This window comes from Streptomyces sp. NPDC031365, assembly GCF_055569765.1.
On sequence record NZ_JBVIIM010000009.1, the window covers coordinates 183,282 to 208,184 of the forward strand.

The 24,903-nt window shown below is 71.5% G+C and carries 25 protein-coding genes; 15 read left to right on the forward strand and 10 right to left on the reverse strand.

Annotated features, from left to right (window positions below; translation table 11 throughout):
- The first annotated feature begins 239 nt into the window (after window positions 1–239).
- Window positions 240–515: a hypothetical protein gene (locus ACZ5C2_RS16440; protein ID WP_468790915.1), complete on the forward strand. Its 276-nt coding sequence runs from the start codon at window positions 240–242 to the stop codon at window positions 513–515.
- A 159-nt stretch (window positions 516–674) separates the two neighbouring features.
- Window positions 675–2,120 (forward strand): FAD-dependent monooxygenase, encoded by a 1,446-nt coding sequence (locus ACZ5C2_RS16445; RefSeq protein WP_468790917.1) that lies wholly within the window; start codon window positions 675–677, stop codon window positions 2,118–2,120.
- A 14-nt stretch (window positions 2,121–2,134) separates the two neighbouring features.
- Here ACZ5C2_RS16445 and ACZ5C2_RS16450 read toward each other — a convergent pair whose 3' ends face one another.
- A complete protein-coding gene (locus ACZ5C2_RS16450; RefSeq protein ID WP_468790919.1) occupies window positions 2,135–2,647 on the reverse strand; it encodes a MarR family winged helix-turn-helix transcriptional regulator in 513 nt (170 codons plus the stop codon).
- 123 nt (window positions 2,648–2,770) lie between these two features.
- Between ACZ5C2_RS16450 and ACZ5C2_RS16455 the strand changes: the two genes are divergently transcribed.
- Window positions 2,771–3,754, forward strand: a complete 984-nt coding sequence (locus ACZ5C2_RS16455; protein WP_468790921.1) for an EamA family transporter — start codon at window positions 2,771–2,773, stop codon at window positions 3,752–3,754.
- Window positions 3,755–3,772: 18 nt separating this feature from the next.
- On the opposite strand, the gene ACZ5C2_RS16460 is transcribed toward ACZ5C2_RS16455, so the two are convergent.
- Complete coding sequence (locus ACZ5C2_RS16460; protein ID WP_468790923.1) at window positions 3,773–4,183, reverse strand: nuclear transport factor 2 family protein; 411 nt, start codon at window positions 4,181–4,183, stop codon at window positions 3,773–3,775.
- Window positions 4,184–4,284: 101 nt separating this feature from the next.
- Between ACZ5C2_RS16460 and ACZ5C2_RS16465 the strand changes: the two genes are divergently transcribed.
- Window positions 4,285–4,923, forward strand: coding sequence for a TetR/AcrR family transcriptional regulator (locus ACZ5C2_RS16465; protein WP_468790925.1), 639 nt, complete (start codon window positions 4,285–4,287; stop codon window positions 4,921–4,923).
- A 647-nt stretch (window positions 4,924–5,570) separates the two neighbouring features.
- Window positions 5,571–7,103, forward strand: a complete 1,533-nt coding sequence (locus ACZ5C2_RS16470; protein WP_468790927.1) for a PQQ-dependent sugar dehydrogenase — start codon at window positions 5,571–5,573, stop codon at window positions 7,101–7,103.
- 9 nt (window positions 7,104–7,112) lie between these two features.
- Here ACZ5C2_RS16470 and ACZ5C2_RS16475 read toward each other — a convergent pair whose 3' ends face one another.
- The 3 genes from ACZ5C2_RS16475 to ACZ5C2_RS16485 are packed head-to-tail and all read right to left on the reverse strand — an operon-like array spanning window position 7,113 to window position 8,438.
- Window positions 7,113–7,478 (reverse strand): hypothetical protein, encoded by a 366-nt coding sequence (locus tag ACZ5C2_RS16475; RefSeq protein WP_468790929.1) that lies wholly within the window; start codon window positions 7,476–7,478, stop codon window positions 7,113–7,115.
- A 2-nt stretch (window positions 7,479–7,480) separates the two neighbouring features.
- Window positions 7,481–7,969: a TetR/AcrR family transcriptional regulator gene (locus ACZ5C2_RS16480; RefSeq protein WP_468790931.1), complete on the reverse strand. Its 489-nt coding sequence runs from the start codon at window positions 7,967–7,969 to the stop codon at window positions 7,481–7,483.
- 19 nt (window positions 7,970–7,988) lie between these two features.
- Window positions 7,989–8,438 carry an ATP-binding protein gene (locus ACZ5C2_RS16485; RefSeq protein ID WP_468790933.1) on the reverse strand — a complete coding sequence of 150 codons (450 nt, stop codon included), beginning with the start codon at window positions 8,436–8,438 and terminating at the stop codon, window positions 7,989–7,991.
- A gap of 213 nt (window positions 8,439–8,651) precedes the next feature.
- Between ACZ5C2_RS16485 and ACZ5C2_RS16490 the strand changes: the two genes are divergently transcribed.
- From ACZ5C2_RS16490 to ACZ5C2_RS16505, 4 genes are all read left to right on the forward strand, one after another.
- Window positions 8,652–9,503 carry a helix-turn-helix domain-containing protein gene (locus tag ACZ5C2_RS16490; protein WP_468790935.1) on the forward strand — a complete coding sequence of 284 codons (852 nt, stop codon included), beginning with the start codon at window positions 8,652–8,654 and terminating at the stop codon, window positions 9,501–9,503.
- Between the two features lie 8 nt (window positions 9,504–9,511).
- Window positions 9,512–9,697, forward strand: a complete 186-nt coding sequence (locus tag ACZ5C2_RS16495; protein ID WP_468790936.1) for a DUF397 domain-containing protein — start codon at window positions 9,512–9,514, stop codon at window positions 9,695–9,697.
- Between the two features lie 76 nt (window positions 9,698–9,773).
- The gene (locus ACZ5C2_RS16500; RefSeq protein WP_468790937.1) at window positions 9,774–10,625 is read left to right on the forward strand and encodes an alpha/beta fold hydrolase; all 852 of its coding nucleotides are present in this window, start codon (window positions 9,774–9,776) and stop codon (window positions 10,623–10,625) included.
- Window positions 10,626–10,871: 246 nt separating this feature from the next.
- Window positions 10,872–12,041: a hypothetical protein gene (locus tag ACZ5C2_RS16505; protein WP_468790939.1), complete on the forward strand. Its 1,170-nt coding sequence runs from the start codon at window positions 10,872–10,874 to the stop codon at window positions 12,039–12,041.
- 168 nt (window positions 12,042–12,209) lie between these two features.
- On the opposite strand, the gene ACZ5C2_RS16510 is transcribed toward ACZ5C2_RS16505, so the two are convergent.
- The gene (locus ACZ5C2_RS16510) at window positions 12,210–12,626 is read right to left on the reverse strand and encodes a hypothetical protein (RefSeq protein ID WP_468790941.1); all 417 of its coding nucleotides are present in this window, start codon (window positions 12,624–12,626) and stop codon (window positions 12,210–12,212) included.
- 169 nt (window positions 12,627–12,795) lie between these two features.
- On the opposite strand from ACZ5C2_RS16510, the gene ACZ5C2_RS16515 reads away from it, so the two are divergent.
- The gene (locus ACZ5C2_RS16515) at window positions 12,796–12,999 is read left to right on the forward strand and encodes an NUDIX hydrolase (protein WP_468790943.1); all 204 of its coding nucleotides are present in this window, start codon (window positions 12,796–12,798) and stop codon (window positions 12,997–12,999) included.
- Window positions 13,000–13,067: 68 nt separating this feature from the next.
- Here the strand turns inward: ACZ5C2_RS16515 and pepN are convergent, their stop codons facing one another.
- Window positions 13,068–15,644, reverse strand: a complete 2,577-nt coding sequence (gene pepN, locus ACZ5C2_RS16520) for an aminopeptidase N (RefSeq protein ID WP_468790945.1) — start codon at window positions 15,642–15,644, stop codon at window positions 13,068–13,070.
- 174 nt (window positions 15,645–15,818) lie between these two features.
- Here pepN and ACZ5C2_RS16525 point away from each other — a divergent pair, with 174 nt between their 5' ends.
- Window positions 15,819–16,304 carry a DUF1203 domain-containing protein gene (locus ACZ5C2_RS16525; protein WP_468790948.1) on the forward strand — a complete coding sequence of 162 codons (486 nt, stop codon included), beginning with the start codon at window positions 15,819–15,821 and terminating at the stop codon, window positions 16,302–16,304.
- 77 nt (window positions 16,305–16,381) lie between these two features.
- Here ACZ5C2_RS16525 and ACZ5C2_RS16530 read toward each other — a convergent pair whose 3' ends face one another.
- A complete protein-coding gene (locus ACZ5C2_RS16530; RefSeq protein WP_468790950.1) occupies window positions 16,382–17,398 on the reverse strand; it encodes an aspartate-semialdehyde dehydrogenase in 1,017 nt (338 codons plus the stop codon).
- 333 nt (window positions 17,399–17,731) lie between these two features.
- Here ACZ5C2_RS16530 and ACZ5C2_RS16535 point away from each other — a divergent pair, with 333 nt between their 5' ends.
- On the forward strand, window positions 17,732–18,268 hold the full coding sequence (locus tag ACZ5C2_RS16535) for an RNA polymerase sigma factor (protein ID WP_468791043.1): 537 nt from the start codon (window positions 17,732–17,734) through the stop codon (window positions 18,266–18,268).
- Window position 18,269: 1 nt separating this feature from the next.
- Window positions 18,270–19,259, forward strand: coding sequence for a hypothetical protein (locus ACZ5C2_RS16540; protein WP_468790952.1), 990 nt, complete (start codon window positions 18,270–18,272; stop codon window positions 19,257–19,259).
- A 71-nt stretch (window positions 19,260–19,330) separates the two neighbouring features.
- Here the strand turns inward: ACZ5C2_RS16540 and ACZ5C2_RS16545 are convergent, their stop codons facing one another.
- Complete coding sequence (locus tag ACZ5C2_RS16545) at window positions 19,331–22,648, reverse strand: S8 family serine peptidase (RefSeq protein ID WP_468790954.1); 3,318 nt, start codon at window positions 22,646–22,648, stop codon at window positions 19,331–19,333.
- Window positions 22,649–22,870: 222 nt separating this feature from the next.
- Window positions 22,871–23,422 carry a CGNR zinc finger domain-containing protein gene (locus ACZ5C2_RS16550; protein WP_468790956.1) on the reverse strand — a complete coding sequence of 184 codons (552 nt, stop codon included), beginning with the start codon at window positions 23,420–23,422 and terminating at the stop codon, window positions 22,871–22,873.
- A 121-nt stretch (window positions 23,423–23,543) separates the two neighbouring features.
- Between ACZ5C2_RS16550 and ACZ5C2_RS16555 the strand changes: the two genes are divergently transcribed.
- On the forward strand, window positions 23,544–23,987 hold the full coding sequence (locus tag ACZ5C2_RS16555) for a VOC family protein (RefSeq protein WP_468790958.1): 444 nt from the start codon (window positions 23,544–23,546) through the stop codon (window positions 23,985–23,987).
- A gap of 13 nt (window positions 23,988–24,000) precedes the next feature.
- Complete coding sequence (locus tag ACZ5C2_RS16560) at window positions 24,001–24,900, forward strand: pyridoxamine 5'-phosphate oxidase family protein (protein WP_468790960.1); 900 nt, start codon at window positions 24,001–24,003, stop codon at window positions 24,898–24,900.
- Window positions 24,901–24,903 lie beyond the last annotated feature (3 nt).

Below are 24,903 nucleotides of genomic sequence, written 5' to 3' on the forward strand. Positions count from 1 at the left end.
GGCCCCTCCGCGGGCAGTCGTGCAGCCCACATGGCGCCCCACCGCCGTCCTCCGCGGGCAGTCGTGCCGCTGGGGCGGCACGGGTGGGCGCGACGGCACCCCGTTGGCGCCGGGCTGCGCGGACACCCCCCGCCCAGCCCTCACTCCGGAGCACCTGGCAACCCCTGCCCGGCACCCCCGCAGCCCGTTACACCACCCCGAGCGCGCGCAGCCAACCCGCGTTCGATACTTTGGGGACCGTGGACAAGAAGAACGCCCTGCGCGCCGGAGCCCTGGCAGCCGGTACGACGCTGATGATGCTGCTCATGACGTCCCCCGCTCTCGCGCTCACCCGCGACGACGGCGACGACCCCGGCACGGGCCTCAGCGTCGTCGAGACGCTGGGCCTCTACGTCCTGGCCCCCGTCGGCCTGTTCCTGGCCATCGCCGCACTGGTGATGATCGGCGACAAGTCGCACCAGAAGAAGGACACCACCAGCTCCAACATCAGCACCAAGGCCGAAGCCAAGGCCTGATCCGGAGCAGGCCGCCCACCCGGGCGGCCCACCACGCACTTTCCCGGAGGGCGCCGGCACCGCCGAACACGGAGCCGGCGCCCTCCGCGCTGCCCCCGCGCCCTTGCGCGCCGCGCCGCGGCGCGATCTCCTCACAGGGTGGCCATCGAGGAGGTCCGGATGAACGGCACGGCACGCACCGTGATCGTGGTCGGTTCGGGCCCCACCGGACTGCTGCTCGCCGGTGACCTGGCCACCGCCGGAATTCCCGTCACCGTCGCCGAGAGGCGCCCACGCGGCATCAGCAACCTCTCCCGCGCCTTCGTCCTGCACGCCCGCACCCTCGAACAGCTCGACGCACGGGGCCTCGCCGGGGAACTGGAAGCGGCCGGCCGCCCGCTCGACCGGCTGCGCCTGTACGACCGGCTCGAACTCGACCTCGGCACACTCCCCACCCGCTTCCGCCACCTCCTGGTCATCCCGCAGTACGAGGTCGAGAAGGCCCTGCTGCGGCGGGCCGTCGAGGCCGGCGCGGACCTCCGGTACGAGACGGAGGCGACCGGGCTGACCCAGGACGCGGACGGCGTGACCGTCGGGACCACAGGACCCGGCGGGGAGCGCGGGGAGCTGAGGGGCGCGTACGCCGTCGGCGCCGACGGCGTGCGCAGCACCGTACGGGAGGCGGTCGGGATGCCGTTCCCGGGACGTTCCGTGATCCGGTCCGTCGTCCTGGCGGACGTGCTGCTCGCCGAGGAGCCGGAGACGCTGCTCACCGTGAACGCCGTAGGGGACGCCTTCGCCTTCCTCGCGCCCTTCGGCGACGGCTACCACCGGGTCATCGGCTGGAACCGGTCCCGTGACCTCCCCGACGACGCGCCCCTGGACCTCGACGAGATCAGGGAGATCACCCGGCTCGCCCTCGGCCGTGACCACGGCATGCACGACGCCCGCTGGATGTCCCGCTTCCACAGCGACGAACGCCAGGTGCCCGCCTACCGCGTGGGCCGCGTCTTCCTCGCCGGGGACGCCGCACACGTCCACACCCCGGCCGGCGGCCAGGGCATGAACACCGGCATGCAGGACGCGGCCAACCTGGGCTGGAAACTCGCCCAGGTCCTGGACGGCCACGCCCCCGACTCCCTGCTCGACACCTACCACGCCGAACGGCACCCGGTCGGCCGGGCGGTCCTGCGCAGCAGCGGCGGCATCGTCCGGCTCGCCATGGCCCGGCGACCCTGGACCCTCGCCCTGCGCTCGGCCCTGGCCACGGTGGTCAGCCATGCCGGGCCGGTCCGCCGCAGGGCGCTCGGCCAGGTCACCGGCATCGGCGTCCGGTACGCGGCGCCGCTCGGTGCCCACCGCATGACCGGCCTCCGCGTCCCCGACGTGACGCTCGCCGGCGGACGCCGCCTGCACACGTCCCTGCGCGACGGCCGCTTCGTACTGATCACCCCGGAGCCGTACGACGACGGGGGCGCCCGCGAGGGGCGGCTGGCGGTGGAACGCTGGGCGTCGGCGAACCGGCGTACGACCGTACTGGTGCGCCCGGACGGCTACGTGGCCTGGGCATCGGACACCGCCGGACCGGCCGGCATCGAGGCCGCGCTCGCCACACACGTCGGCTGACGCCGCCCCCGGCGCTACCGCTCGGTCGCCAGCAGCAACTCCCTCAGCAGCCCGGACAGCTGGGCCGCCCGTTCCCCGTCCAGGGCGGACAGCGCCTCCGACTGCTCCGCGAGGCCCGCGCCGACCGCTTCGTCGATCAGCCGCAGCCCCTCCTCGGTGAGCGTGACCTGGAGTCCGCGCCGGTCGTGCGGGTCGGGGGAGCGGCGCAGCAGCCCCGCGCGCTCCAGTTTGTCCAGGCGGCCCGTCATCCCGCCGGTGGTGAGCATCAGCGTGCCCGAGAGCTGCCGGGGGGAGAGGGTGTAGGGCTCCCCGGTCCGGCGCAGGGTGGCCAGGACGTCGAACTCCCCGCGTGAGATCCCGTAGCGGGCGTACGCCCTCTCCATCCGGTCGCCCATGGCGCGCGCGAGCCGGTAGACGCGCCCGAAGACCTCCATGCCGGCCGTGTCGAGATCGGGCCTGACCTGGGCCCATTGCTCGATGATCGCGTCGACGGGGTCCTTGGGGTGCCGCTCGGGGGGAGTGCGCATGGCAGGAGTATCCGCCGCGGGTGGGTCGCCCGCAAGAAAGTAGCTCACCGGAAAGCGGCTTGATGATAAGTAGCTTGATGCTAAGCTAGTACCTGTCGACCTACTCGGAAGAGGTGTGCCGCCATGGCCAATCACCGCGCCGCCCTCATCGCGCTCACCGCCCTCGCCCCCGTCTCCTGGGGCACCACCTACGCCGTGACCACGGAGTTCCTCCCGCCCGACCGCCCCCTGTTCACCGGTCTGATACGTGCCCTGCCGGCCGGGCTGGTCCTGCTCGCCCTCGTCCGGGTGCTGCCGCGAGGCACCTGGTGGTGGAAGGCGACCGTGCTCGGCGCGCTCAACATCGGCGCCTTCTTCCCCCTGCTGTTCCTCTCCGCGTACCGGCTGCCCGGCGGTATGGCGGCGGTCGTCGGCTCGGTCGGCCCCCTGCTGGTGGTCGCCCTCTCGGCCCTGCTGCTGGGACAGCGGCCCACGATCCGGAACGTCCTCACCGGAGTGGCGGCCGCGTTCGGCGTCAGCCTCGTCGTCCTGAAGGCGACCGGCGCACTGGACCTCCTCGGCGTCCTCGCGGCGCTCACCGCCACCACGTCGATGTCGGCCGGTACGGTGCTCACCAAGCGGTGGGGTCGCCCGGAGGGTGTGGGTCCCCTGGCCCTCACCGGCTGGCAACTCACCGCGGGCGGCCTGCTCATCGCCCCCGTCGCCTTCCTGGCCGAGGGTGCCCCGCCCGCCCTGGACGCCCCGGCGATCGGTGGTTACGTGTATCTCGCCCTGGCGAACACGGCGATCGCGTACTGGCTCTGGTTCCGGGGCATCGGCCGCCTCACCGCCACCCAGGTCACCTTCCTCGGCCCCCTCTCCCCGCTCACGGCGGCGACGGTCGGCTGGGCGGCCCTCGGGGAGACGCTGACCCCCCTGCAACTGGCAGGCATGGCAGTGGCGTTCGGGGCCACGGTGGCGGGGCAGGTCACTCCGGGCCGCCGCACGGCCCCCGTGCTTTCCCGCACCGCACGGTCCACTCCCGCTGAAGCGGACGGTCGAGGAGATACGAACGATGCGATGGGCCTGGCGGCCCGGGCATCGCGACTCCGGGGACCGGGGCGGTGAGCCGGCTGCGCGGCCGCACTACCCCGCGTGCTGTGGTTCCGTGCGGTCGATGGTTCGGGTGAGCTGCTCGGCCCGTCGCAGCAGGCCCTCGGTGGTGAAGTCCGCGAACATGTGCACCCGCGTCGTGACCGGCCCGCTCTTGCGCATCCGGCCGTGGATCGTGAACCGGGCCGCGATCCGGTTGCCGTCCGCCAGTGCCTCGTGCACCTCGAACCGGAACTCGGTCAGATTCCTGCGCACAGGGCGCAGATGGGCGACCAGCCGGTCCCAGTCGAGTCGCACACCGTCGGCGATCTGTATGACGTCCCGGGTGTAGAACCTCGCCATGAGATCGGCCGGGTCCTCCGACCCGTGGATCACGGCTTCGGTGAAGGTGGTGAAGAAGTCGGCGACGAACTGCTCGGGTGTCTTGGTGTGCAGGGGTCGCATATCGCTCCAGCCGCGCGTGTGGCAGGGTGGCACCCCGCTGCTTTCGCTTACACCTCTGTAAGATATGCGTGTCCCTTAATTCTGACAAGGCTGTAAGAATTGTGTCTGATTCCATGGTCCCCGACGGCACCTCGGCCGTTCGGCGTCGCCGGCGCGCCGATGCCGAACGGAGCAGGGAGGCCGTACTCGACGCCGCGGTCCGACTGCTCGCCGAGTGGCCCCACGCGGGCATGGCCACCATCGCCGCAGCGGCCGGCGTCACCCGCCAGACCGTCTACGCCCACTTCGGCACCCGTGACACGCTGCTGGAGGCCGTGGCCGACCGCGTCACGCAGGAAGCCATGGCGGCCATGGACGCGGCTGAAGTCGAGGACGGGCCCGCCCTCGACGCGCTCCTGCGGCTGCAGGGCATCGGGTGGCAGCTGTTCGAGCGGCACCCTGTGCTGCTCCAGCTCGGCGCCGCGCCGGAACACGCCGAAGCCGACCGGGCGCGGCACGAGCCCGTCGCGGTCCGGCTGACCCGGCTGATCGAGAAGGGGCAGGCGGCCGGAGAGTTCGACCCCGAGCCGCCTGCCGCGTGGCTGGTCGCGGCGGTGACCGCCCTGGGGCACGCCGCCGGCGGTGAAGTCGGGTCCGGCCGGATGGACGTGGCGGAGGCGGCGGCCCACCTGCGCACCGCCACACTCCGCCTGCTGAAAGCGCGGTCCTCCGGGGGTGACGCACCCAGGGCTGTCCCGTAAATGATCTACGGTGTTCTGGTCGACCGGTCCGGAGGCGATGCGCGATGTCCCGCGGAATCCGATGGCGCGGCGCAGTTCAGACGTCAAGCATCACCCTATGCATGATGTGGGGTTGTCGGACGGGGTCATCACTCTTTCCCCGCTTTCCCGGCACACGCGAGGGCGTCGAGCCTACATACGGCACTGCCAGGAACAGTGGGACACATCCGGCACACTCCGCGCCTTCGGCATCCGGGTGGGCGCCGGCGAGACGCTCGCTGGGACGATCGACCTGCGGTTCACGGCAGAGGGCTTGTCTCCCGGCCAGGTGAATGTCGCCTACGGCCTCTACCCGTCCTGGAGAGGGCGCGGCCTCGCCATCCGCGCGGTTCTCCTCGTCATGCTCGGCCGGCGGCCACGAGCGACCGCGTCCGCCCCGGTCGGTCTGTCGTGGACGCAGCCCGGCGACCGCAACGTTTGCGCCACGCGGGGCGAAAGTGGCGCAATCAAACATTGCCGCCCTGGAGGGTGACGCGCAGCCTGAGAGTCCACGGGAGCGCTCCCATGGCGTATCCCGCAGGGATCGGTCGCCCCTTGTTGCCCAGGAGAAGCGCCAGAAGCACCAGAAGCACCACCGCCGTGCAAGCGTCCTCGTTTCTGGAGCCGACATGCTACGACGCCGTTGGGCCGGGCCCCTTCTGCTGGCCGCCCTCCTCCTGACCGCCCTCACCCCGCCGGCCGCAGCGGCGGACAGCGCGCCGCCCCGGACGGACATGCCGGAAAGCACCGCGACCGTGCCCCTGCCGTCGCTCAGCGCGACCACCACCCAGGTCGCCTCCGGTCTGCGGCGCCCCACCGCCCTGGTCGCCCCCGACGACGGCACGGACCGCCTGTTCATCACGGAGAAGTCCGGCACTGTGCGCGTCTACCACCCGGGCACGGGCCTGGCCCCGACTCCCCTCCTCGACATCACCTCAGCCGTGGACGAGTCGGGCAACGAGCGTGGACTGCTCGGCATCGCACTCCCACCCGACTTCGCCGACACCCACCACCTCTACCTGGCCTACACGGCATTGCCCGACGGCGCGGTCACCGTCGCCCGCTACCGCCTCGACGACTCCCGCCTGGAACCCCTCCTGTCCCAGGAACACGCCGAGTTCAGCAATCACAACGGCGGCCAGCTCGCGTTCGGCCCGGACGGCAACCTGTACTGGAGCATCGGCGACGGCGGCGGTTCCGGCGATCCCTTCCGCTCCGGGCAGCGGCTGGACACCCTGCTCGGCAAGATCATGCGCATCGACGTGAGCCGTGCCTGTGACCCGCTGCCGTACTGCGTCCCCGCCGGCAACCCGTTCGTGGGCACGCCCGGCGCCCGCGACGAGATCTGGCTGTACGGCCTGCGCAACCCGTGGCGCTTCTCCTTCGACGCCGCCGACGGCTCGATGTGGATCGGTGACGTGGGCCAGGGCCGCTGGGAGGAGATCGACCATCTCGCCCCCGGCGAGGGCGGGTTGAACCTCGGCTGGTCCTGCTACGAGGGCCTGGAGAAGTTCACGGACGGCGACTGCGTGCCCGGCGAGGAGTACACGGACCCGGTCTTCACGTACTCGCCCTACACCGGCGGCTGTTCGGTCATCGGCGGCCATGTCTACCGGGGCCGGGACCACGCCGACCTGGTCGGCGGTACGTACATCGCCACCGACTACTGCTCGTCCACGGTCTGGGCGCTGCGCCCGGACGGCAACGGCGGCTACGAGCAGGCCGAGATCGGGGAGATGCCGACCCAGGTGACGTCGATCGGCACGACCGCGGAGGGCGAGTTCTACGTGGTCAACGATCTCCCCGGCGGCCTGCACAAGGTGTCCTTCTCCCAGGAGGAGCCCACCTGCCGGGTGGACCGCACGGTGACGGCCTGGGGGACCGGGATGACCGTCGACCTGACCGTCACCAACACCGGTGACACCCCCGTGAACGGCTGGACGCTGGAGTTCCCCCTCGCCCTCGGCCAGACGGTCGTCTCCGACTGGAACACCACCCTGACCCAGGGCAGCAACACGATCACGGCGGTCAACGCCCCGCACAACGCCACGATCGCCCCCGGCGCGAGCGTCACCCTCGGCTACCTCACCGACCACACCGGCGACACGTCGCCGCCGGTACGGTTCATGCTCAACGGGGACGCCTGTGCGGTGGGCCGCTGAGCCGGTACGTCAGTCGCGGACGATGGACCGCTCGACGAGGTCGACGGTGGCACGGGGGTCGTCGACCTCGATGACGAGGCGGTCGTAGGTCCCGCCGTCGGCCAGTTCGACGACGACCGCCTTGTCCGGGTTCTTCACGTCCCAGAAGAGACGTTCCCCGCGCCGCCGGAAGCGGCCCGCGGTGATGAGGCCCGGGAACTGGGTGCCGGCGACCCGGAAGCCCTTCGGTCCGCGTGCCATCCCGGGGTCATGGGTGGCGCCGCGCACATGCGCGAGGGGAATCTCCAGGCGGCTCTTGAGCGTCCAGAGCTTGTCGAGGCCCTGGAACTCGACGGTCAGCAGGCCGCGTTCGCGGTCGACGGAGATCAGGGCCATGGTCAGTGCTCCTCGGAGTCGGTCGGCTGTGCGGCGCGCAGCCGGAGGCGGGCGCCGAGGACGGTGGAGGCGAGCTGGGGCGCGGCGTCGCCGTGGCAGGGACGCAGGGCGTCCTCCAGCGCGGCGATGCCCTCCGCGACCAGCGCGGCGACGTCGGGGTCATGGGGTGCGCGCTCGGCGGCGGCGAGCAGGAGCAGCCCGGCGGCAGGCCCGTTGTCGTACGAGGCGATGGCTGTGGTCAGTGCCTGTTCGGGGTCGGTGAGGGTGGCGATGGCGGCGGTGCTCGGGTGGATCTCGTGATCGAGGTGATGGCGAAGGGCGATCAGATGAAGGTTCCTCTTCGAGCCGAACACCTTGTAGAGGCTGCCCCGGTGGACGCCGGTGGCGGTGACCAGATCGTCCACCGAAGTGCCCTCGTAGCCATGGGTGGCGAAGAGCGCGGCAGCGGTCTCGACGGCCTGGTCGGTGTCGAAGGCGCGTGGTCGTCCCATGTCCATGATCCTACGGGGTTCAAGAACGTTCAGTCAAGAACGATCGTTCGCAAACCTCTCCGGCCGGAGTCAGCTCGCACCACACCACCTTCCCCCTGCTCCCGCCCCTGGTCAGCGGCTGCCACCCCCACACGTCGGCGGGGGCCCGCACCAGTGCGAGCCCCCGCCCGTCCTCCCGCTCCAGCGCCGGCTCGAGGGGTTCCGGCGGCTCCGGGGGTGAGGGGTCCGCGTCCCATGCCCCGATCCGCAGCACGCCGGTCCCCGACCAGCGCACCCGCAGCGCCGCCGGTCCCTTGGTGTGCCGTACGGCGTTGGCGACCAACTCCGCCGCCAGCAGCTCCGCGACGTCGACCAGTCCGATCAGGCCGTGCATCGTCAGGATCAGCCGGAGGGTGCGGCGGCAGACGGTGACGGCTCTGAGGTCGTTCGGGATGTGGAGGGAGTACTCCCACGGTTCGGATTCGGGCATGCGGAGTCCTTGGGGTAGGTGGGAAGTTGAGGGCGTCGGTGTCATTGCCGCCCGTCACGGCGGAACGGAACGGTGCGCTTCCTCGCCCGGGACGCTGTAGGTATTCGCGTCATCACCGAAAGTAGACCTTAGATTTAACCTGAGGCAAGTGGATCGCGTAATCTGACGCCCGAACGAGTTGCACCGACCGGTGTGTTGAGTGAGGAGCCGTCGATGGGGACCAGGCGTGAGCCAACAGCACGACAGCTACGTCTGGCCGTTGAACTCCGTCGGCTTCGGGAGGCGGCAGGCCTCAGCGCGCGCGAGGCGGCAGCGCTGCTCGGCGTGAACTCGGTGCAGATCAGTCAGATCGAGGCCGGCACCACTGGTGTGAGCGAACAGAGGCTGCGGCGGCTGGCTGCGCACTACGCCTGCACGGACCGCGAGTTGGTCGACGCGCTGGCAGCGATGTCGACGGACCGGGTGCGTGGATGGTGGGAAGGCTACCGCGGCCTCCTGCCCACGGCCTTCCTGGACCTGTCCGAGCTCGAGCACCATGCCACGTTCCGTTGGGACGTGGACTTCCTGCATGTGCCGGGCCTCTTGCAGACCGAGGACTACGCCCGTGCGCTCTTCTCGCGGAGGGTCCCCGAACTCCCCGAGGACGAACTCGAGTGGCGGGTGCGGCACCGCATGCAGCGACGAGTTGTCATCGAGGGCGCGCAGCCCGTCCCGTACGAGGCCCTGGTCCATGAGGCAGCCTTGCGGATCAGAGTGGGCGGCCGGACAACCTCGCGGGCCCAACTCGCTGAAATCCTGGCGCTGTCGGACGCCGAGCACGTGACCGTCCGGGTCATTCCCTTTGCGCTGGAGGACTTCGCGGACATCACCGCCGCCATGGTGTACGCCGGGGGAGCGGTACCGAGGCTGGACACCGTCCTGCGTGACGGTCCGGACGGTGCGGTCCTCGTGGATTCCGAAGCGCGACTCGGAGTGTTCCGAACGCTCTTTCGTAGAGTGGAGGCGGTGTCACTCGACCCCGAGTGTTCGCGTGAGTTCATCCATGGACTGACCAAGGAGCTGTGAGGCGCCCGGTGACTACTCCCGACAACTGGCGGAAGTCCTCTTACTCAGGCAGCGGCGATGGCAACGCCTGCGTCGAGATCGCGGACCTGGGCACGCACATAGCCATCCGTGACTCCAAGTCCCCTTCCCGCACCCCCCTCTCCCTCCCCGCACCCGCCTTCGCCTCCTTCATCAACGCCCTCAAAGAACACTGAGGTCACCTGGCGTCACGCCGGAGCCCTCACCGAAATGGCGTGGCGGAGCATCGCCCTGCCTGCGAGCATCCGTTGCATGCCGACGTTCGACGCACCCGACGGGACCCGACTCGCCTACCACCGGAAGGGATCCGGGGGTGATCGACCGCTGGTCTGCGTTCCCGGCGGTCCGATGATGCCCTCCGCCTACTTCGGCGACCTCGGAGGGCTGGCCGCGCGGCGGGAGCTGGTGCTGCTGGACCTGCGCGGCACGGGAGAGTCGGCCCGGCCCACCGATCTCGCGGGCTTCCGCGTGGACAGGCAGGCCGAGGACATCGAGGCGCTCCGTGTCGCCCTCGGCCTGGAGCAGCTGGACCTTCTCGGTCATTCGGCCTCCGGTGACCTCGTGCTCGCCTACGCGGCCCGGTATCCGGAGCGGGTGCGCTCGCTCGTCCTGGTCTGCGCGCGTGCGCGCACCGCCGGGATCGACTTCCCCGTCGAGCGGCGCCGCGAGGCGCTGGAGCTGCGCTGTGACGAGCCCTGGTACGAAGAGGTCCGGCCGGCCTTCGAGCGGGCGGTGTCCGGGGAGGCGGACGAAGCGGACTTCACGCTGCTCGACCGCCTGTCCTACGGCCGCTGGGACACCGCCGCGCAGGAGCACGCCGCCGCCTGCGCGGGAGTGGTTCGACGAGGAAGCGGCGGGGGCCTACCTTGCTCCGGGCGCCTTCGACGGTGCGGACGCCGCCCGCGCGGCACTGGCCGGGCTGGACGCGCCCGTCCTTGTCATCTCCGGCGCGCTGGACGGCTCCCCGCGTCCGGACTCCGCCGCCGAGGTGGCGGCGCTCTTCCCGCGCGGCGAGCACGTTGTCCAGGCGGGCGCCGCGCACAACCCGTGGGTGGACGGCCCGGACCACTTCGTCCGCACCGTCACCGAGTTCCTGGCCGGTAGCGGCCGAGCCGCCGCAGGCTCCCCGCTCCTCTGACCAGGTCGCAGGCGCCGGACTTCCCTCAGCCGGGTGTGAACTCGTACTGCAGCTCGTACGTCCTTGTGCGAACCGATGCCGCGTCTGTGGAGCAATGCCTCGCAGTGTGCTTGCCCCGCCTGCGTGAGCTGGGCTTTTCGTTCCCCGAGTGAGAGAGCGGGTGTGACCGAACCGCCGCCCTGGATGTCAGTGGCGGCTGCTTACATGAGCCCATGGACACCGTGCACACGACCGCCGCCCTCCTCCCGGACCCCGCCGAGCTCCGCGCGCACCTGCGCGCGCTGGCCGTGCTGGACCAGGCGATCTGCCGCGACCCGCTGTTCTCCCGCTACTCCTTCTCCACCACCTGGGGGCCTGGGACGGAGGCGGCCCTGATGGACAACGGCTCGGGTGACGACTTCTCCGTCCTCTTCACCCCGGCCGGTGTGCTCGTCCGCGGCTTCGACCACGAGTCGGAGATGAGCCCGTACGGCACGGACGACGAACAGGTCTGGCCCGGTGTCATCGACGAGGTGCCCGCCTCGCTGCGCCCGCTCCTGGACGACCCGGCCTTCGTCGACGAGAGCCTCGGCGCCCCGCGGGTCACCGCCTGCCTGTGGTGGGAGACCGGCGGCAGCGCCTGGCGCACCGGCTCGGGCATCGAGTTCCCCTCGGGCAACCCGGACCCGGACGGCTCCGGGCACCTCTTCCGCCTCCTCACCGATCGCTCCCCCGAGGCCGTCCACGCGCACTTCGAGGAGGACTACGGGCGGCCCGTCCCCCTCGACACCGTCCGCCACGTCCTCGCCGGCCACCCCCTGACCCCCGAAGCCGCCCGCGGCCTCAACCCGGCTGCCCTCTCCGACGAGGCCCTGCTCCGCCGGATCGCCGCCGACCCCGAGGTCGAGTCCTACCTCGCCTGCGACGGCGAGTTCGACCTCACGCGGACCGATCCCATCGAGTCGATCGCCCTGCCAGCCGGTCTCCCGGTGGAGCCCGTGGCCGGCTGCAACGCGGGAGGCACCCACTACCTCTGCGGCCCGGCCGGCTCCGACCGCGTCCGCCCCGTCCTCTACACCGACTCCGAGGGCCAGGCTTCCCTCATCGCGGAGTCCCTCGCCGAGGCCCTGACCCTGGCCATCGTCCTCCCCTCCTGGCACGACGCCCTGGCCGGCTTCCGTCCCCCCGCGCTCAACGCCGACTACCTTGAGGACAACCCGGACCACCCCGAGGTCCGCGACCGCCTCCTCGCCGCCCTCCGCCTCCCCCCGGCCACCGAGCCCGAGGTCCTGGCCCGCCTCCTCACCACGGCCGCCCGCACCGTCCCGGACGGCTTCCTCCCTTCGGTCGAGGGCGAGGAGGACGCGGCCTTCGAACCGATGCTCCGTCTGCCGGCCGAGTAGGACAGCCCCGCCGCGCGCCGCCTTCCGGACCCGACGCACCGCTACGGCGAAGCCACCATGGGCTTGTGGTGGAGGGTGTTGGCCGGGCATACCACCTTGGCTGCGGCGACCCCGCTGTACCGATGTTCCCCGAGGCCGGAACACGTGCCAGCCCTCCCGGAGCGGACCTCATCCGGACCGGTTCCGCCGACGTGCGGCGGGAAGACGGGTGATGGTCCCTGACTGTTCAAGTTGCTCCCGGGCGTGCGCGAGCTCCAAGTCGAGCTCGGCGACGATCCGGCGCAACGCGGCGCTGACGGCTTGCTCGTTTGCGAGCTTTTTCGTGACGGCAGCCAGCTTCTCTTTCACCTCGCCGTACGGATCCGTTCTTCGTTTCGCAGGGGTGAGTCGCCAGTCCTTGAACGCCTCAACATCCCGCACCGTCGCGTCGTCCCACGAGCGGCCGATGGCGTCCAGGAAGTCGAACCACACGATCAACGTGTACGCGTACCGCCTCCAGGTCCCGGGCTCGGAGGCCGCCATCTTTCCCTCCCTGAAGAAGAGGTTGACCCGGTGGTCCGGCCGACCAGACGGCGAGAGGATCACGGGAGTGCCATGCCGTGCGCCGTTGCGAGCGGCTCTCTCGTGCAATCTCCCGAACCTCAGGATCGTTGCGGCTGATCTGGGACGGTGAAGTCGTAGAAGTCGACGCTCCAATGCTCCAGAACATCACGGCATTCCGCTGTCCGCGGCCACCCCGGTCGGGCGGCACCCGGTGCACATCGATGCCCACCACATCCCGGCCAACCCTGACAAGGGCGAGCCGGGCCATCGGCATTTCGACTTCCGGTTCGTCTTCCTCGCATCCACCGATGTCGTCGAGTTGCAGACCGAGGAGGTCACAGCAGCCGCATGGCGGGACGCCGGCACCATCGAGGACGAGATGTTGCGCAGGCGCGTACTCGAGGTGCTGCGCTGACTCGCGCAGAAGGAAGGGGCGCCCGGCACGTACCGGGCGCCCCTTCCTTCTGCGTGCGGGATGCGGGATCAGGCCCCCGCGTCCGCCGCCTGGGCGCGCAGCGCGCGTTCCACTCCCGCGCGGGATTCCGAGACGAGGCGGCGCAGGGCCGCGTTGGGGGCCGTGGCCGTCAGCCAGGCGTCGGTCTTGTCGAGGGTTTCGCCGGAGACCTGGATGCCGGGGTACAGGCCGACCGCGATCTGCTGGGCCATCTCGTGCGAGCGGGAGGACCAGACGTCCGCCAGGACCTCGAAGTACCGGTCCGTGTACGGCGCCAGCAGCTCGCGCTGGTCGGTCTGGACGAAGCCGGCGATGACCGCCTCCTGGACGGCGTTCGGCAGCTTGTCGGAGTCGACGACCGACTCCCACGCCTCGGCCTTGGCCTCCTCGGTCGGGCGGGCCGCACGGGCGGTCGCGGCGTGGCGCTCACCGGCCGCCGTCTTGTCCCGCTCGTACTCGGCCGAGATCTCCGCCTCGTCGAACCGGCCCACCGCCGCCAGTCGCTGGACGAACGACCAGCGCAGCTCGGTGTCGACGGCCAGACCCTCGACGGTCTGCGTGCCGGCCAGCAGCCCCTCCAGCAGGTCCAGCTGTTCCGGGGTGCGGGCGGTCGCCGCGAAGGCGCGCGCCCACGCCAGCTGGTGGTCGCTCGCCGCCTCCGCGGACCGCAGGTGGGCCAGGGCGGCATCGGTCCAGCGGGCCAGCAGGGCCTCGCGGGCGGACGGGTCGGTGTACAGGTCGATCGCCAGCTTCACCTGGCGGTGCAGCGACTGCACGACACCGATGTCGGACTCCTTGCCGATGCCCGACAGGACGAGCGAGAGGTAGTCGCGGGCGGCGAGTTCCGCGTCCCGGGTCATGTCCCAGGCGGAGGCCCAGCACAGGGCGCGGGGGAGTGAGGACTCGAAGTCGCCCAGGTGCTCGGTGACGAAGGCCAGGGACTGCTCGTCCAGGCGGACCTTGGCGTAGGACAGGTCGTCGTCGTTGAGGAGGACGACCGCAGGGCGGCGCTTGCCGGCCAGCTGCGGCACGGCAGTCAGCTCGCCGTCGACGTCCAGTTCGACGCGGTCGCCGCGCACCAGCTTGCCGGTCGCCCCGTCGAGGTCGTACAGGCCGACCGCGATGCGGTGCGGGCGCAGGGTCGGCTCACCCTTCGCGCCGGCCGGGAGCGCGGGGGCCTCCTGGCGGATGGCGAAGGAGGTGATGACACCGTTGCCGTCCGTCTCGAACTCCGGTCGCAGCACGTTGATTCCGGCCGTCTCCAGCCACTGCTTCGACCAGGTCTTCAGATCGCGGCCGGAGGTCTCCTCCAGGGCGCCCAGCAGGTCCGACAGGCGCGTGTTGCCGTACGCGTGGCGCTTGAAGTACGCCTGCACGCCCCGGAAGAACTCGTCCTCACCGACGTACGCGACGAGCTGCTTCAGCACCGACGCGCCCTTGGCGTACGTGATGCCGTCGAAGTTGACGAGCACGTCGTCCAGGTCGCGGATGTCGGCCATGATCGGGTGCGTGGACGGCAGTTGGTCCTGGCGGTAGGCCCAGGTCTTCATGGAGTTCGCGAACGTCGTCCACGAGTGCGGCCACTTCGAGGCCGGCGCCGACGCCTGGCAGGCGGCCTCGGCGTAGGTGGCGAACGACTCGTTCAGCCACAGGTCGTTCCACCACTCCATGGTGACGAGGTCGCCGAACCACATGTGGGCCAGCTCGTGCAGGATCGTGGCGGCCCGCACCTCGTACGCGGCGTCGGTCACCTTCGACCGGAACACGTACTGGTCGCGGATCGTGACCGCGCCCGCGTTCTCCATCGCGCCCGCGTTGAACTCCGGTACGAACAGCTGGTCGTACTTCTCGAACGGGTACGCGTAGTCGAACTTCTCCTGGAACCACTCGAAGCCCTGCCGGGTCACCGCGAAGATCGCGTCCGCGTCCAGGTACTCGGCGAGCGAGGGCCGGCAGTAGATGCCGAGCGGGACGGACTGGCCGTCCTTCTCGTAGACGCTGTGCACGGAGTGGTACGGGCCGACGATCAGCGCCGTGATGTACGACGAGATGCGCGGGGTCGGCTCGAAGACCCAGACGTTGTCCCGCGGTTCGGGCGTCGGCGAGTTCGAGATGACGGTCCAGCCCTCCGGCGCCTTCACGGTGAACTGGAAGGTCGCCTTCAGGTCCGGCTGCTCGAAGCTCGCGAAGACGCGGCGGGCGTCCGGCACCTCGAACTGGGTGTAGAGGTACGCCTGGTCGTCGACCGGGTCGACGAAGCGGTGCAGGCCCTCACCCGTGTTGGTGTACGCGCAGTCGGCCTCCACCCGGAGGATGTTGCGGCCCCTGAGCAGACCGGGCAGGGCGATGCGGGAGTCCGCGAAGACCTCGGCGGGGTCGAGGGAGTCACCGTTGAGGGTCACCTCGTGCACGGCCGGAGCGACCAGGTCGATGAACGACTCCGCGCCGTCGCCGTCCTCGGCGACGTCGAAGCGCACCGTGGTCACGGACCGGTAGGTCCCGCCCTCCTGCGCGCCGGAGAGATCCAGGTCGATCTCGTACGAGTCAACGGTCAGCAGCTTCGCCCGCTGCTGCGCCTCTTCGCGGGTCAGGTTTGTGCCAGGCACGCGGTCATCTCCTCGTTTTGTGTGGGTTGCGTCATCCTTCCACGCGGGATCGGGATCAGGGGATGACGGAGCCGGACCATGGGGATACCCCTCTGTCGGGCCGGGCGGCGAGGGCGTGACAAGAGGTCCGAAAGCCGCCAGCGGGCCGAGGGCGGCGGGACGAGAGTGGCCGGTATGACGATCCACACGCTCCACGCCGCGCGGCCCGTTCCCGCACAGGTCGTGACGGAACTGCTGGCCACCGACGACGCCGGCCACCCGGCCGTACCGTTCACCGACGACGAGGGCGGCGCGCCGCTCCGCTGCTGTCTGCGGCGCAGCCGCGTCGGTGAACGGATCGCGCTCGTCTCGTACGCCCCCCTGCGCCGCTGGGCGGTGGAGACGGGCGTGGACCCGGGCCCGTACGACGAGCAGGGACCGGTCTTCGTCCACGCCGGGGAGTGCGAGGGCCCGGAGAGCGGGGACCTCCCCTTCACCCACGCCCACCGCGTCCTGCGCCGCTACGCCGCCGACGGCCGCATCCTGGGCGGGCGGCTGGTGGAGGCCCCGGAGGACTTCGGACCGGCCCTCGACGAGGCGTTCACCGAACCCGGGGTGGCCCTGGTGCACGTACGGGCCGTCGAGTACGGCTGCTTCCTGTACGAGGTGCGGCGCGGCTGACCGTCGGCCCCGTACGACCCGCACGAGAGAGGCGGGCGTCCCACCGGGGACGCCCGCCTCTCACCTCGTCGCCGGCGTCAGCCGCGCAGCTCCGCCGCCACCAGCTCCGCGATCTGCACCGCGTTCAGTGCGGCGCCCTTGCGGAGGTTGTCGCTGGAGACGAACAGCGCGAGGCCGTTGTCCACCGTCTCGTCGGCGCGGATGCGGCCGACGTACGACGGGTCCTGGCCGGCGGCCTGGAGCGGGGTGGGGATGTCGGTGAGGACGACGCCCGGGGCCTCTCCGAGCAGCTCGGTCGCGCGCTCGGCGCTGATCGGGCGGGCGAAACGGGCGTTGATCTGCAGCGAGTGGCCGGAGAAGACCGGGACGCGCACACAGGTGCCGGAGACCTTGAGCCCGGGGATCTCCAGGATCTTGCGGGACTCGTTGCGCAGCTTCTGCTCCTCGTCGGTCTCGTTCAGGCCGTCGTCGACGACGTTGCCGGCCAGCGGCAGCACGTTGAAGGCGATGGGGCGCCGGTAGACGCCGGGCTCGGGGAAGTCGACCGCCGAGCCGTCGTGGGTCAGCTTGTCGGCCTCGTCGATCACCTTCTGCGCCTGGCCGTGCAGCTCCGCGACGCCCGCGAGACCGGAACCGGACACCGCCTGGTACGTGGCGACGACCAGCGCCTCCAGGCCCGCCTCGGCGTGCAGCGGACGCAGCACCGGCATCGCGGCCATCGTGGTGCAGTTCGGGTTGGCGATGATGCCCTTCGGACGGTTCGCGATCGCGTGCGGGTTGACCTCGGAGACGACGAGGGGGACCTCGGGGTCCTTGCGCCAGGCGGAGGAGTTGTCGATCACGACCGGGCCCTGCGCGGCGACCTTCTCGGCGAGCGCCTTCGAGGTCGCGCCGCCCGCGGAGAACAGCACGATGTCCAGGCCGGTGTAGTCGGCGGTGGACGCGTCCTCCACCGTCACGCCGTCCAGCTCCGTGCCCGCCGAGCGGGCCGAGGCGAACAGACGCAGCTCCGTGACGGGGAAGTTCCGTTCCGTGAGGATCCTGCGCATGACCGTGCCCACCTGACCGGTGGCTCCGACGATTCCGACCCTCACGGTGACTCCCTACTGCGTCCTGATACGTACCTGATGTGCCTGGCCGAGGCTCTTCCATGATGCGGCCGACCACGGCCCGCCTGTCCAGTTCTTTGCCGCCTTGCCCGCCCACTGGGACGGCGGAGCAGTGCGCGCGGGTTGCGGACCTTCGGTCGTCGCCCCGCTGAGCTGCAGAAATTCAGCCTACGGGGGTCCCGGACCGCAAGGTCCCCTGCCCGGATCGCCCCCGCCCACACGGAGGTGTGACGTACGCCTCTGCCGCGTCCGGAAAACCCGTGCGAACGTTCCGGGCCCGGATGGCGTCGTAGGAGAAACAGCGTGAGGGGGTGGCCAGTGCTGCGCGGAAGGATCCGGCGCGGCCGGGGGTCGTACGTCGCTGCCGACGACGACCCGCTGGACGCGGCGCAGGAACGCCGGGTGCGGGCGGTGCTCGCACTGGGCGGGGTACCGCAGGCGGACCTGCCGGACGGGGTGCAGCAGGTCCGCCTGCGGTTGCTGGAACGGGCCGCGAGCGGGCGGGAGGCGCCGCGGGACGTCTCCGCGTGGGCGGCCGTGGTCGCCTCCAACCTCGCCATGGACTGGCACCGGGCCAAGCGCCGCCAGGAGCGGATCGGGGAGCGGCTGGCCGCGCTGAGGCCGGCGGACGCGCCCTCCGGTGAGGAGACGAGCGTGCTCTCCCTCGCCGTCGCCCGGGGCCTGGACCGGCTGCCCGACGCACAGCGCCAGGTCGTCGTGCTGCGCTTCTACGCGGATCTGCCGGTGCGCTCGATAGCCGAACAGCTCGGCGTTCCGGAGGGCACGGTCAAGAGCCGGCTGCACTCCGCCGTACGGGCCCTGCGCGCCCGCCTGCACGAGGACGAGGTGGTGTGACATGACCGCCCACGACGAGGCCCGGGACCCGTCCCGCGACGGCCCCGAGTACGACGGTATGGACGCCCTGATGGCCGCCATCCTGGAGGAGCTGCCGGATCCGGCCCGGCGGGATCCGGCGTTCCTGACCGCGCGGGACGCCGCCGTCGCCGACCTCGGGGTCCTGCGTGAGCAGCTGACGCTGATCGGGGACGCCCTCGCCGGCCCGGGGGACGGTGTTCCGGCGGGGCGAGACGCGGCCGCTCGGCCCGGGAAGCGGCCGGACACCCACGCCGGGCCCGAGGGACGCGACCCGGGGACGGATGCCCCGGGGGGCACGGCGCCCGGCCCGGAGTACGGGTCCGCGCCGGTCACCCCCGCCCCGTTGACGGGCCTGCCTTCCCGTCCCGGGGAGGTCGCGGGGTCCAAGGACGGGCCGGGGGACGGCGACCGGGCGGCTGCCGCGCCGTTGGTGCGGCGTGCGGGTGCCCGGCCCCGGACCGTCGGCATCTCCCGTGGTCCCCGCCGCCCGCGTCGCCGGACGGCGAAGGTGGTCCTCGGCGGGCTGGTCGCCGCCGGTGCCGCCGGTCTGGTGCTCGGCATGGGATGGCTCGTGACGCAGGACGGGGGAGCGGCCGGCTCGGCGGACCGCGGTGTCGCCGCGGACTCCAAGGAGGCGGGCGGGGTCCTCTTCGGCAGCCCCCGCTATCTCGCGTGCGCGCGCCTGGTCGCCGAGGGCTCGGTGACGGAGGCGGAGCAGGTGCCGGGGGCCGCCGGCACGGAGCGCGTCACGCTGGAGGCGAGCCGGTACTACAAGGGTGAGGGCGAGGTCACGTTCCTCCGGGACGCCACCGACGGACCCCCGCTGCGCCGGGGCGACCGCGTACTGATCGGCCTGCCCCTCGACGGCGTCCGCCCGGACATGGTGATCGTCGGCGAGCCGGACATCGCCCGCGAGCGGGCCCTGATCACCGCCTCGCTCCCCGAGTCACGCTCCCTGACCTGCGGCTGAGTACCACCGGACACGACGGAGGGGCGGGCGCCCGCATGGACGCCCGCCCCCCTCTGCCGTAGGTCGGACGCTTACGGGACGACCTTCTCGATCGCCACGCTGCCGAGACCCGCGACCGTGCCGCGCTCGTTCACCAGCTGCACGCGCCCGAAGAACGCGCGTCCCTCGGGAGCCGCCGCCGCGACGGTGACGTCGCCGGAGACGGTGGCCGAGTCGCCCGTGCCGAGCTTCACCGGCGCGGAACCGTCGACGGTGACGGAACCGAGCGTGGAGGAGAAGAACACGTCAAGGTAGTCGTAGTCCGTCGAACCGGCCGGGACCGAGTAGCCGTCCACCTTGACGGTGTACGTGCCGGCCGCCGGGGAGGCGATCGACACCGACTCCTCCGAGTCGCCGTCGGCGGACTGGGCGACCTGCTTGCCGGCCTGGTCGTAGACCGTCAGGTCCAGGTCGGCGGCGGTGTCGGAGACGTTGCCGATGGCCACGTCGAGCGACGCGGCGCCCTCGGGCACCTCGACCGTCGTCGTGTGGGTGTCACCCGTGCTGATGGCCGGCCGGTCGGTCTTGGACGAGCCGAGCGGACCGCCCACCAGCTTGCCCTCCAGGGCGGCGAGCTCGTTCGTCACCTTCCAGGAGACAGCGGCCGGCGTGCCGATCTTCGCCTCGGGCACCGTCACGGTCTCCGGGTCGAAGGCCGCGCCGAGCACGGCGACGTCCAGCGTGTACGGGTTGTCGAGCAGCGGCGACGTACGGCGCGACTCGACCTCGATCTCCCAGACGCCCGGCTGCGGGTCCGTGTACGAACGCACGTCGGGGCGGCAGGTGTTGGCCGGGTTGTTGTAGTTCGGGTAGCAGTTGACCGTCGACGTCGGGTCGGCCGGGACGCCGTACGGGTGGATGGCGATGAACCGGGTCTGGCTCGTGGCCTTCAGCCCGCTCATCGCGATCTCCAGCGTCCTCGCGCCCTCGGGCACGGTGACGAAGTAGGAGGTGGTGCTGTTGCGCTGGGCCGTGCCGGACGCGGAGAAGGTGTACTCCAGCGGCGCGGAGGCGACCACGGTGCTCAGGATCTGCCGGTCGACACCCTCGGTGCGCGGGTCGTCGACCTCCAGGATCGCGCTCTTGATGCCGGCCGAGCCGGGCGCGGCCTGGACCTTGACGGTCACCGGCTTGTTCAGCGGCAGCCGGATGTCGTCGTCGCCGAGGATGCGGAAGGTGCGGCCCTCGTTGTTCTCGATGTCCAGCTCGTGCCGCAGGGCACGGTCGGGGCCGGACGTACGGGTGATGGTGATGTCGTACGTCTTCTTCTGGCCGGCCTTCAGGCCGCCCTCACGGTCGTACAGGCCCGTGCCGAAGCCGGGGGTCTTCAGGAACTGGTCGATCGCGGTGTCGACCGGCGCCTTCACCTCGTACTGGTGCGCGGTGGCACCGTCGCGGATGGCGTCCCAGGCGTCCTCGATGTCGATGAGGCCGGCGCCCTCCTCGTAGGCCTGCACGCCGCGGATGTGCTCGGCGGTGGAGGTGAGGGCGGTGCGCAGCGTCACCGGGGTGAGGTCGATGCGCTTCTGCTTGGCGGCGGACAGCAGCAGCGCCGCGGCGCCGGTGGCCTGCGGGGAGGCCATCGAGGTGCCCTGGAGCATGCCGTAACCGGCAGGGAGGCCGTAGCCGGCCTCGGCGACCGGGGCGCCCGGGGCCCAGGTCTGGATGGTGTTGATCGCGGCGCCGGGGGCGGCCAGCGTCGGCGTGAAGCCGCCGTCCTCACGCGGACCGCGCGAGGAGAAGGGCATCATGTCGTACTTGGTCCGCACCTCGGAGCCGTAGTTGGCGGCCCAGGTCTCCTTGGAGACGGTCGCGCCGACGGAGATGACCTTGTCCGCCAGGGCGGGGTCGCCGATGGTGTTGGCGCCGGGGCCGGAGTTGCCCGCGGAGATCACCAGCTGGACGCCGTAGGTGTCGATCAGACGGTTGTAGAGCTCCGCGCGGGCGTTGTTGCCGTCGTTGAGCGCCGGCAGACCGCCGATGGACATGTTGACGATGTCGACGCCGCGCTTGGTGACGAGGTCGATCATGCCCTCGGTGAGCGCCACGTTGGTGCAGCCGCCGGACCAGGTGCAGGCGCGCGAGGAGACGAGCTTCGCGCCGGGGGCGGCGCCGTCCATGCGCCCGCCGAACAGGCCGTTGGCGGCGGTGATGCCGGCGACGTGCGAGCCGTGCGAGCCCTCGATGACACCGATGTTGACGAAGTCGGCCTTCTTGCCGGTCCAGTCGCCGCCGTAGGGGTCCATCGGGACGTCCTTGCGGATCTCCACGACGAACGGCTGACGCTCGGCGACGTCGGTCGTCGGGTCGTCGGTGCCGAAGTACCCGATCTGGAAGCCGTCCTTGTACGGCTTCATCGGGGTGTCGTCGGAGAAGTCCTGGTTGTTGTTCAGGTCGACGCGGACCGTGCCGGCGGCGGCGTCGTAGAGCATGCCCCAGGAGTCGGTGGTGTCGCCGTCGCGGTTGGCGTCGCCGCCCGCGTCGCCGCCGGTGGTGTACGACTCCAGGAAGGAGCTGATCTGGTACGTGCCCGCCGGAGCCGTCCAGGTGGTGCCGCCGTAGGTGAAGGTGGGCCCGGTGACGGAGGAGACCATGGGGCGCCAGGTCCGGTCGTTGTCCACGATCGGGTCGGTCGCCGTCACCCAGTCGACGATCTTGCGCTCGCCGGTGGTGGTCTTCTGCAGCGCGGGGTGGCCGAGGTCCACGCCGGAGTCGAGGATGCCGATGGTGACGCCGCGGCCGTCCGCCTTCGGGTGGTCCTCGACGAACTCGACGGCGCCGGTCTCGAAGGACGGGTTGTACGGGTTCTTCGCGGGGGTCCGCTTGTCAGGGCCGCTGTAGGTGCGCGTGCCCCTGTCCTTGCCCTGGGCACTCTTCGTGGTGTCCGCGCCGGGCGTCGGGTCGTCCAGCGGGATCTCGTCACGCAGGTCGACACCGTGCACGGAGGAGAGCTTGGTGGCGGCGGCGATCGCCGCGTCGGCCCTGCCGGTGGGGACGGTGGCGCGGACGTAGCCGAGCTTGTCGTCGGTCCGGCCGACCGAGCCGCCCTTGACCGCGTCCAGCTGCTCGGCGACCTGCTCGGTCTTGCCGGGAGCGGTGGCGATCATCATCGTGACGTGCTTGGAGCCGTCGGCCTTGGCCTCGGCGAGCAGCTCCGCGTCGTCCGAACCGAGCTTGTCGTGGGCGGACTTGACGTTGGCGTCGGCCGGCGCGGCGGGCGGCGTGTCGGCGGCGAGGGCCAGCGGCACCGGCCCGGCCGCGGAGAGTGCGGCGACGAGGCCGGCGGCCACGGCTATGCGGGCCACGCGTCTGGTGCCCGATATGGGCTCGCGCTCAGGGGAGTTGGTCATCGGCATCCCTTGTAAGTAAAGGAACGATCAGGAGCGACCGGAGCGGATCGGCCCTGGTCGCGACGTTCCGGAACGCAGTCCCGGACGATCGTTGAGCCTTACGCAAGGGGCTGATGTTTGGCGAGGGTTGGCGAGAAGGAAATGGAGGTGTGGGGAAAACCCCCGGTGTATTTATGGGGAGATGGGGTCTGAACCCGACAAGTCGCCCCTGTGTGCGTAGGGTCAGGCGTCCTTCGTGCGCGCGTAGTGCCGGGACGCCTTCGCGCGGTTGCCGCAGGCTGCCATGGAGCACCAGCGGCGGGTGCCGTTGCGCGAGGTGTCGAAGAAGTACAGCGTGCAGGCCTCGTGGGCGCAGGCGCGGATCCGGTCGGGCGCGGTGCTCAGCAGCCGGAGGTAGTCACGGGCGGCCAGCCAGGCCGGCCCCCAGGAGGCGTCGTCGAACTCGGGCCGCTCCCCCGGCCCGTCCGCGGTGAGCGTGGCCCGGATCCGGCCGTGCGCGAGCACGGCGTCCACGGCCGCCGCCGCCGCCCGGCCGGACGCGTCGCCAACGGCTTCCCGCAAGGCGTCCCGCGCCCGGAGTGTGTGCCGCAGGGTCGCCTCGTCGGCGGTGAAGCGGGTGTCCAGTCCGTTGGCGCCGAGCCACATCCTGAGCCCGTCGGTGCCGGTGAGCAGGTCCCGCGCGGCGGCGCCCTTCCCCCACCGCGAGTTGAGCAGGTCGAGCGCGAGTGGCTCGCCGGTGAGCGGTCGCGGGTCGGTGCGGTCCGGGTCGGACATGGGGCTCCCTCCTGACTAACCAGTCAAGGGTACGGGACCGGTTGCACCTCTCCTTCTAACCCTCTACTGTGAGGTTCAACGGTTAGTTCCGCTCCCGCGGGACTCCACGAAGGGACCACGCATGACCCTGCGCACCGGCCACATCGGTCTGAACGTCACCGACCTCGGCAACTCGCTCGCCTTCTACCGGGACGTCCTGGGCTTCCCCCTGATCGGCGAGGGCAAGGAGGAGGGCCGGCGCTACGCGTTCCTCGGAGACGGCCGAAGTCTTCTGCTCACGCTCTGGCAGCAGGCGGACCGGCCGTACGGGGCCGACCGCGCCGGGCTGCACCACCTGGCTTTCGAGGCGGAGTCGATCGAGCGGGTCAGGGAGTACGAGACCGCGCTGCGTGCCCACGGCACCGAGTTCGCCCACGAGGGCGTCGTCGCCCACCACGAGGGCGCGGCCTCCGGCGGCATCTTCTTCCGCGACCCGGACGGCACCCGCCTGGAGATCTACGCACCGGGCGGCGCCGAGGACGCCCCGGCGCCGAGCCAGTCCGCGCCCACCTGCGGCTTCTTCTAGGAAGGACGCGTCCATGACGGAAACCGCGGCCGCGTACCACGCGGGCTCGCGCACGGTGCAGGACCGGGCCGGCGTCCGCGAGAACGCCGACCACGTCGGCCGGTCCATCGGACGGGACATCAAACCGGTGGCCGCGGCGTTCCTCGGCCTCCAGCCGATGCTGGTGATCGGCGCCGCCGCCCCGGGGACGGGCCGGGTGTGGGCCTCCGCGCTCACCGGAACCCCCGGCTTCGTCCGTGCCACCGGCACGCGGCAGATGTCGGTCACCGGCCGGCCGTCCCCGGCCGACCCGCTCGCCACCGCCCTGGCCACCGGGGGGACCCGGGCCGGCACCCTGGCCCTGGACCCGCGCACCCGCCGTCGCATGCGTCTCAACGGCCGGCTCCGGCCCACGCCGGAGGGCTTCGCCGTGGAGGCGGACCGGGTGTTCGCCAACTGCCCCAAGTACCTGCAACGACGCGAGTCCTACGAGACGGTCGGCGACCGCACGCCGGGCCCCGCCCGCCGCTCCGGCGCGCTGACCCGCGCGCAGGCGGGGTTCGTGGCGGACGCCGACACCTTCTTCATCGCCACCGTGCACGGTGGCGGAGCCGACGCCAGCCACCGGGGCGGCAACCCCGGTTTCGTCCGGGTGACCTCGCCGACGGAACTGACCTGGCGCGACTACCCGGGCAACGCCATGTTCCTCACCCTCGGCAACCTGGCCGCCGACCCACGCGCCGGCCTGCTCTTCCTGGACTGGACGACCGGCACGACCCTCGCCCTCACCGGCGAGGCGCACACCGAGTTCGCCCCCGACGGGGAACGCAGGGTCCGCTTCACCGTCGGGGAGGGGGTGGAGACGCCGTGCGCCCTTCCGCTGCGCTGGTCCGCCCCCGCATACTCACCTGCCAATCCGCAGCCCCCGGGTTAACGT

Bases quoted from the DNA above. Each gene is read 5' to 3' on its own strand.
- ACZ5C2_RS16470 (WP_468790927.1), top strand. From the start codon at position 5,571: ATGCTACGACGCCGTTGGGCCGGGCCCCTTCTGCTGGCCGCCCTCCTC.
- ACZ5C2_RS16460 (WP_468790923.1), bottom strand. From the start codon at position 4,183: ATGCGACCCCTGCACACCAAGACACCCGAGCAGTTCGTCGCCGACTTC.
- ACZ5C2_RS16560 (WP_468790960.1), top strand. From the start codon at position 24,001: ATGACGGAAACCGCGGCCGCGTACCACGCGGGCTCGCGCACGGTGCAG.
- ACZ5C2_RS16540 (WP_468790952.1), top strand. From the start codon at position 18,270: ATGACCGCCCACGACGAGGCCCGGGACCCGTCCCGCGACGGCCCCGAG.
- ACZ5C2_RS16525 (WP_468790948.1), top strand. From the start codon at position 15,819: ATGACGATCCACACGCTCCACGCCGCGCGGCCCGTTCCCGCACAGGTC.
- ACZ5C2_RS16485 (WP_468790933.1), bottom strand. From the start codon at position 8,438: ATGCCCGAATCCGAACCGTGGGAGTACTCCCTCCACATCCCGAACGAC.
- ACZ5C2_RS16500 (WP_468790937.1), top strand. From the start codon at position 9,774: ATGCCGACGTTCGACGCACCCGACGGGACCCGACTCGCCTACCACCGG.
- ACZ5C2_RS16555 (WP_468790958.1), top strand. From the start codon at position 23,544: ATGACCCTGCGCACCGGCCACATCGGTCTGAACGTCACCGACCTCGGC.
- ACZ5C2_RS16490 (WP_468790935.1), top strand. From the start codon at position 8,652: ATGGGGACCAGGCGTGAGCCAACAGCACGACAGCTACGTCTGGCCGTT.
- ACZ5C2_RS16545 (WP_468790954.1), bottom strand. From the start codon at position 22,648: ATGACCAACTCCCCTGAGCGCGAGCCCATATCGGGCACCAGACGCGTG.
- ACZ5C2_RS16450 (WP_468790919.1), bottom strand. From the start codon at position 2,647: ATGCGCACTCCCCCCGAGCGGCACCCCAAGGACCCCGTCGACGCGATC.
- ACZ5C2_RS16550 (WP_468790956.1), bottom strand. From the start codon at position 23,422: ATGTCCGACCCGGACCGCACCGACCCGCGACCGCTCACCGGCGAGCCA.
- ACZ5C2_RS16475 (WP_468790929.1), bottom strand. From the start codon at position 7,478: ATGGCCCTGATCTCCGTCGACCGCGAACGCGGCCTGCTGACCGTCGAG.
- ACZ5C2_RS16445 (WP_468790917.1), top strand. From the start codon at position 675: ATGAACGGCACGGCACGCACCGTGATCGTGGTCGGTTCGGGCCCCACC.
- ACZ5C2_RS16480 (WP_468790931.1), bottom strand. From the start codon at position 7,969: ATGGGACGACCACGCGCCTTCGACACCGACCAGGCCGTCGAGACCGCT.
- ACZ5C2_RS16505 (WP_468790939.1), top strand. From the start codon at position 10,872: ATGGACACCGTGCACACGACCGCCGCCCTCCTCCCGGACCCCGCCGAG.
- ACZ5C2_RS16455 (WP_468790921.1), top strand. From the start codon at position 2,771: ATGGCCAATCACCGCGCCGCCCTCATCGCGCTCACCGCCCTCGCCCCC.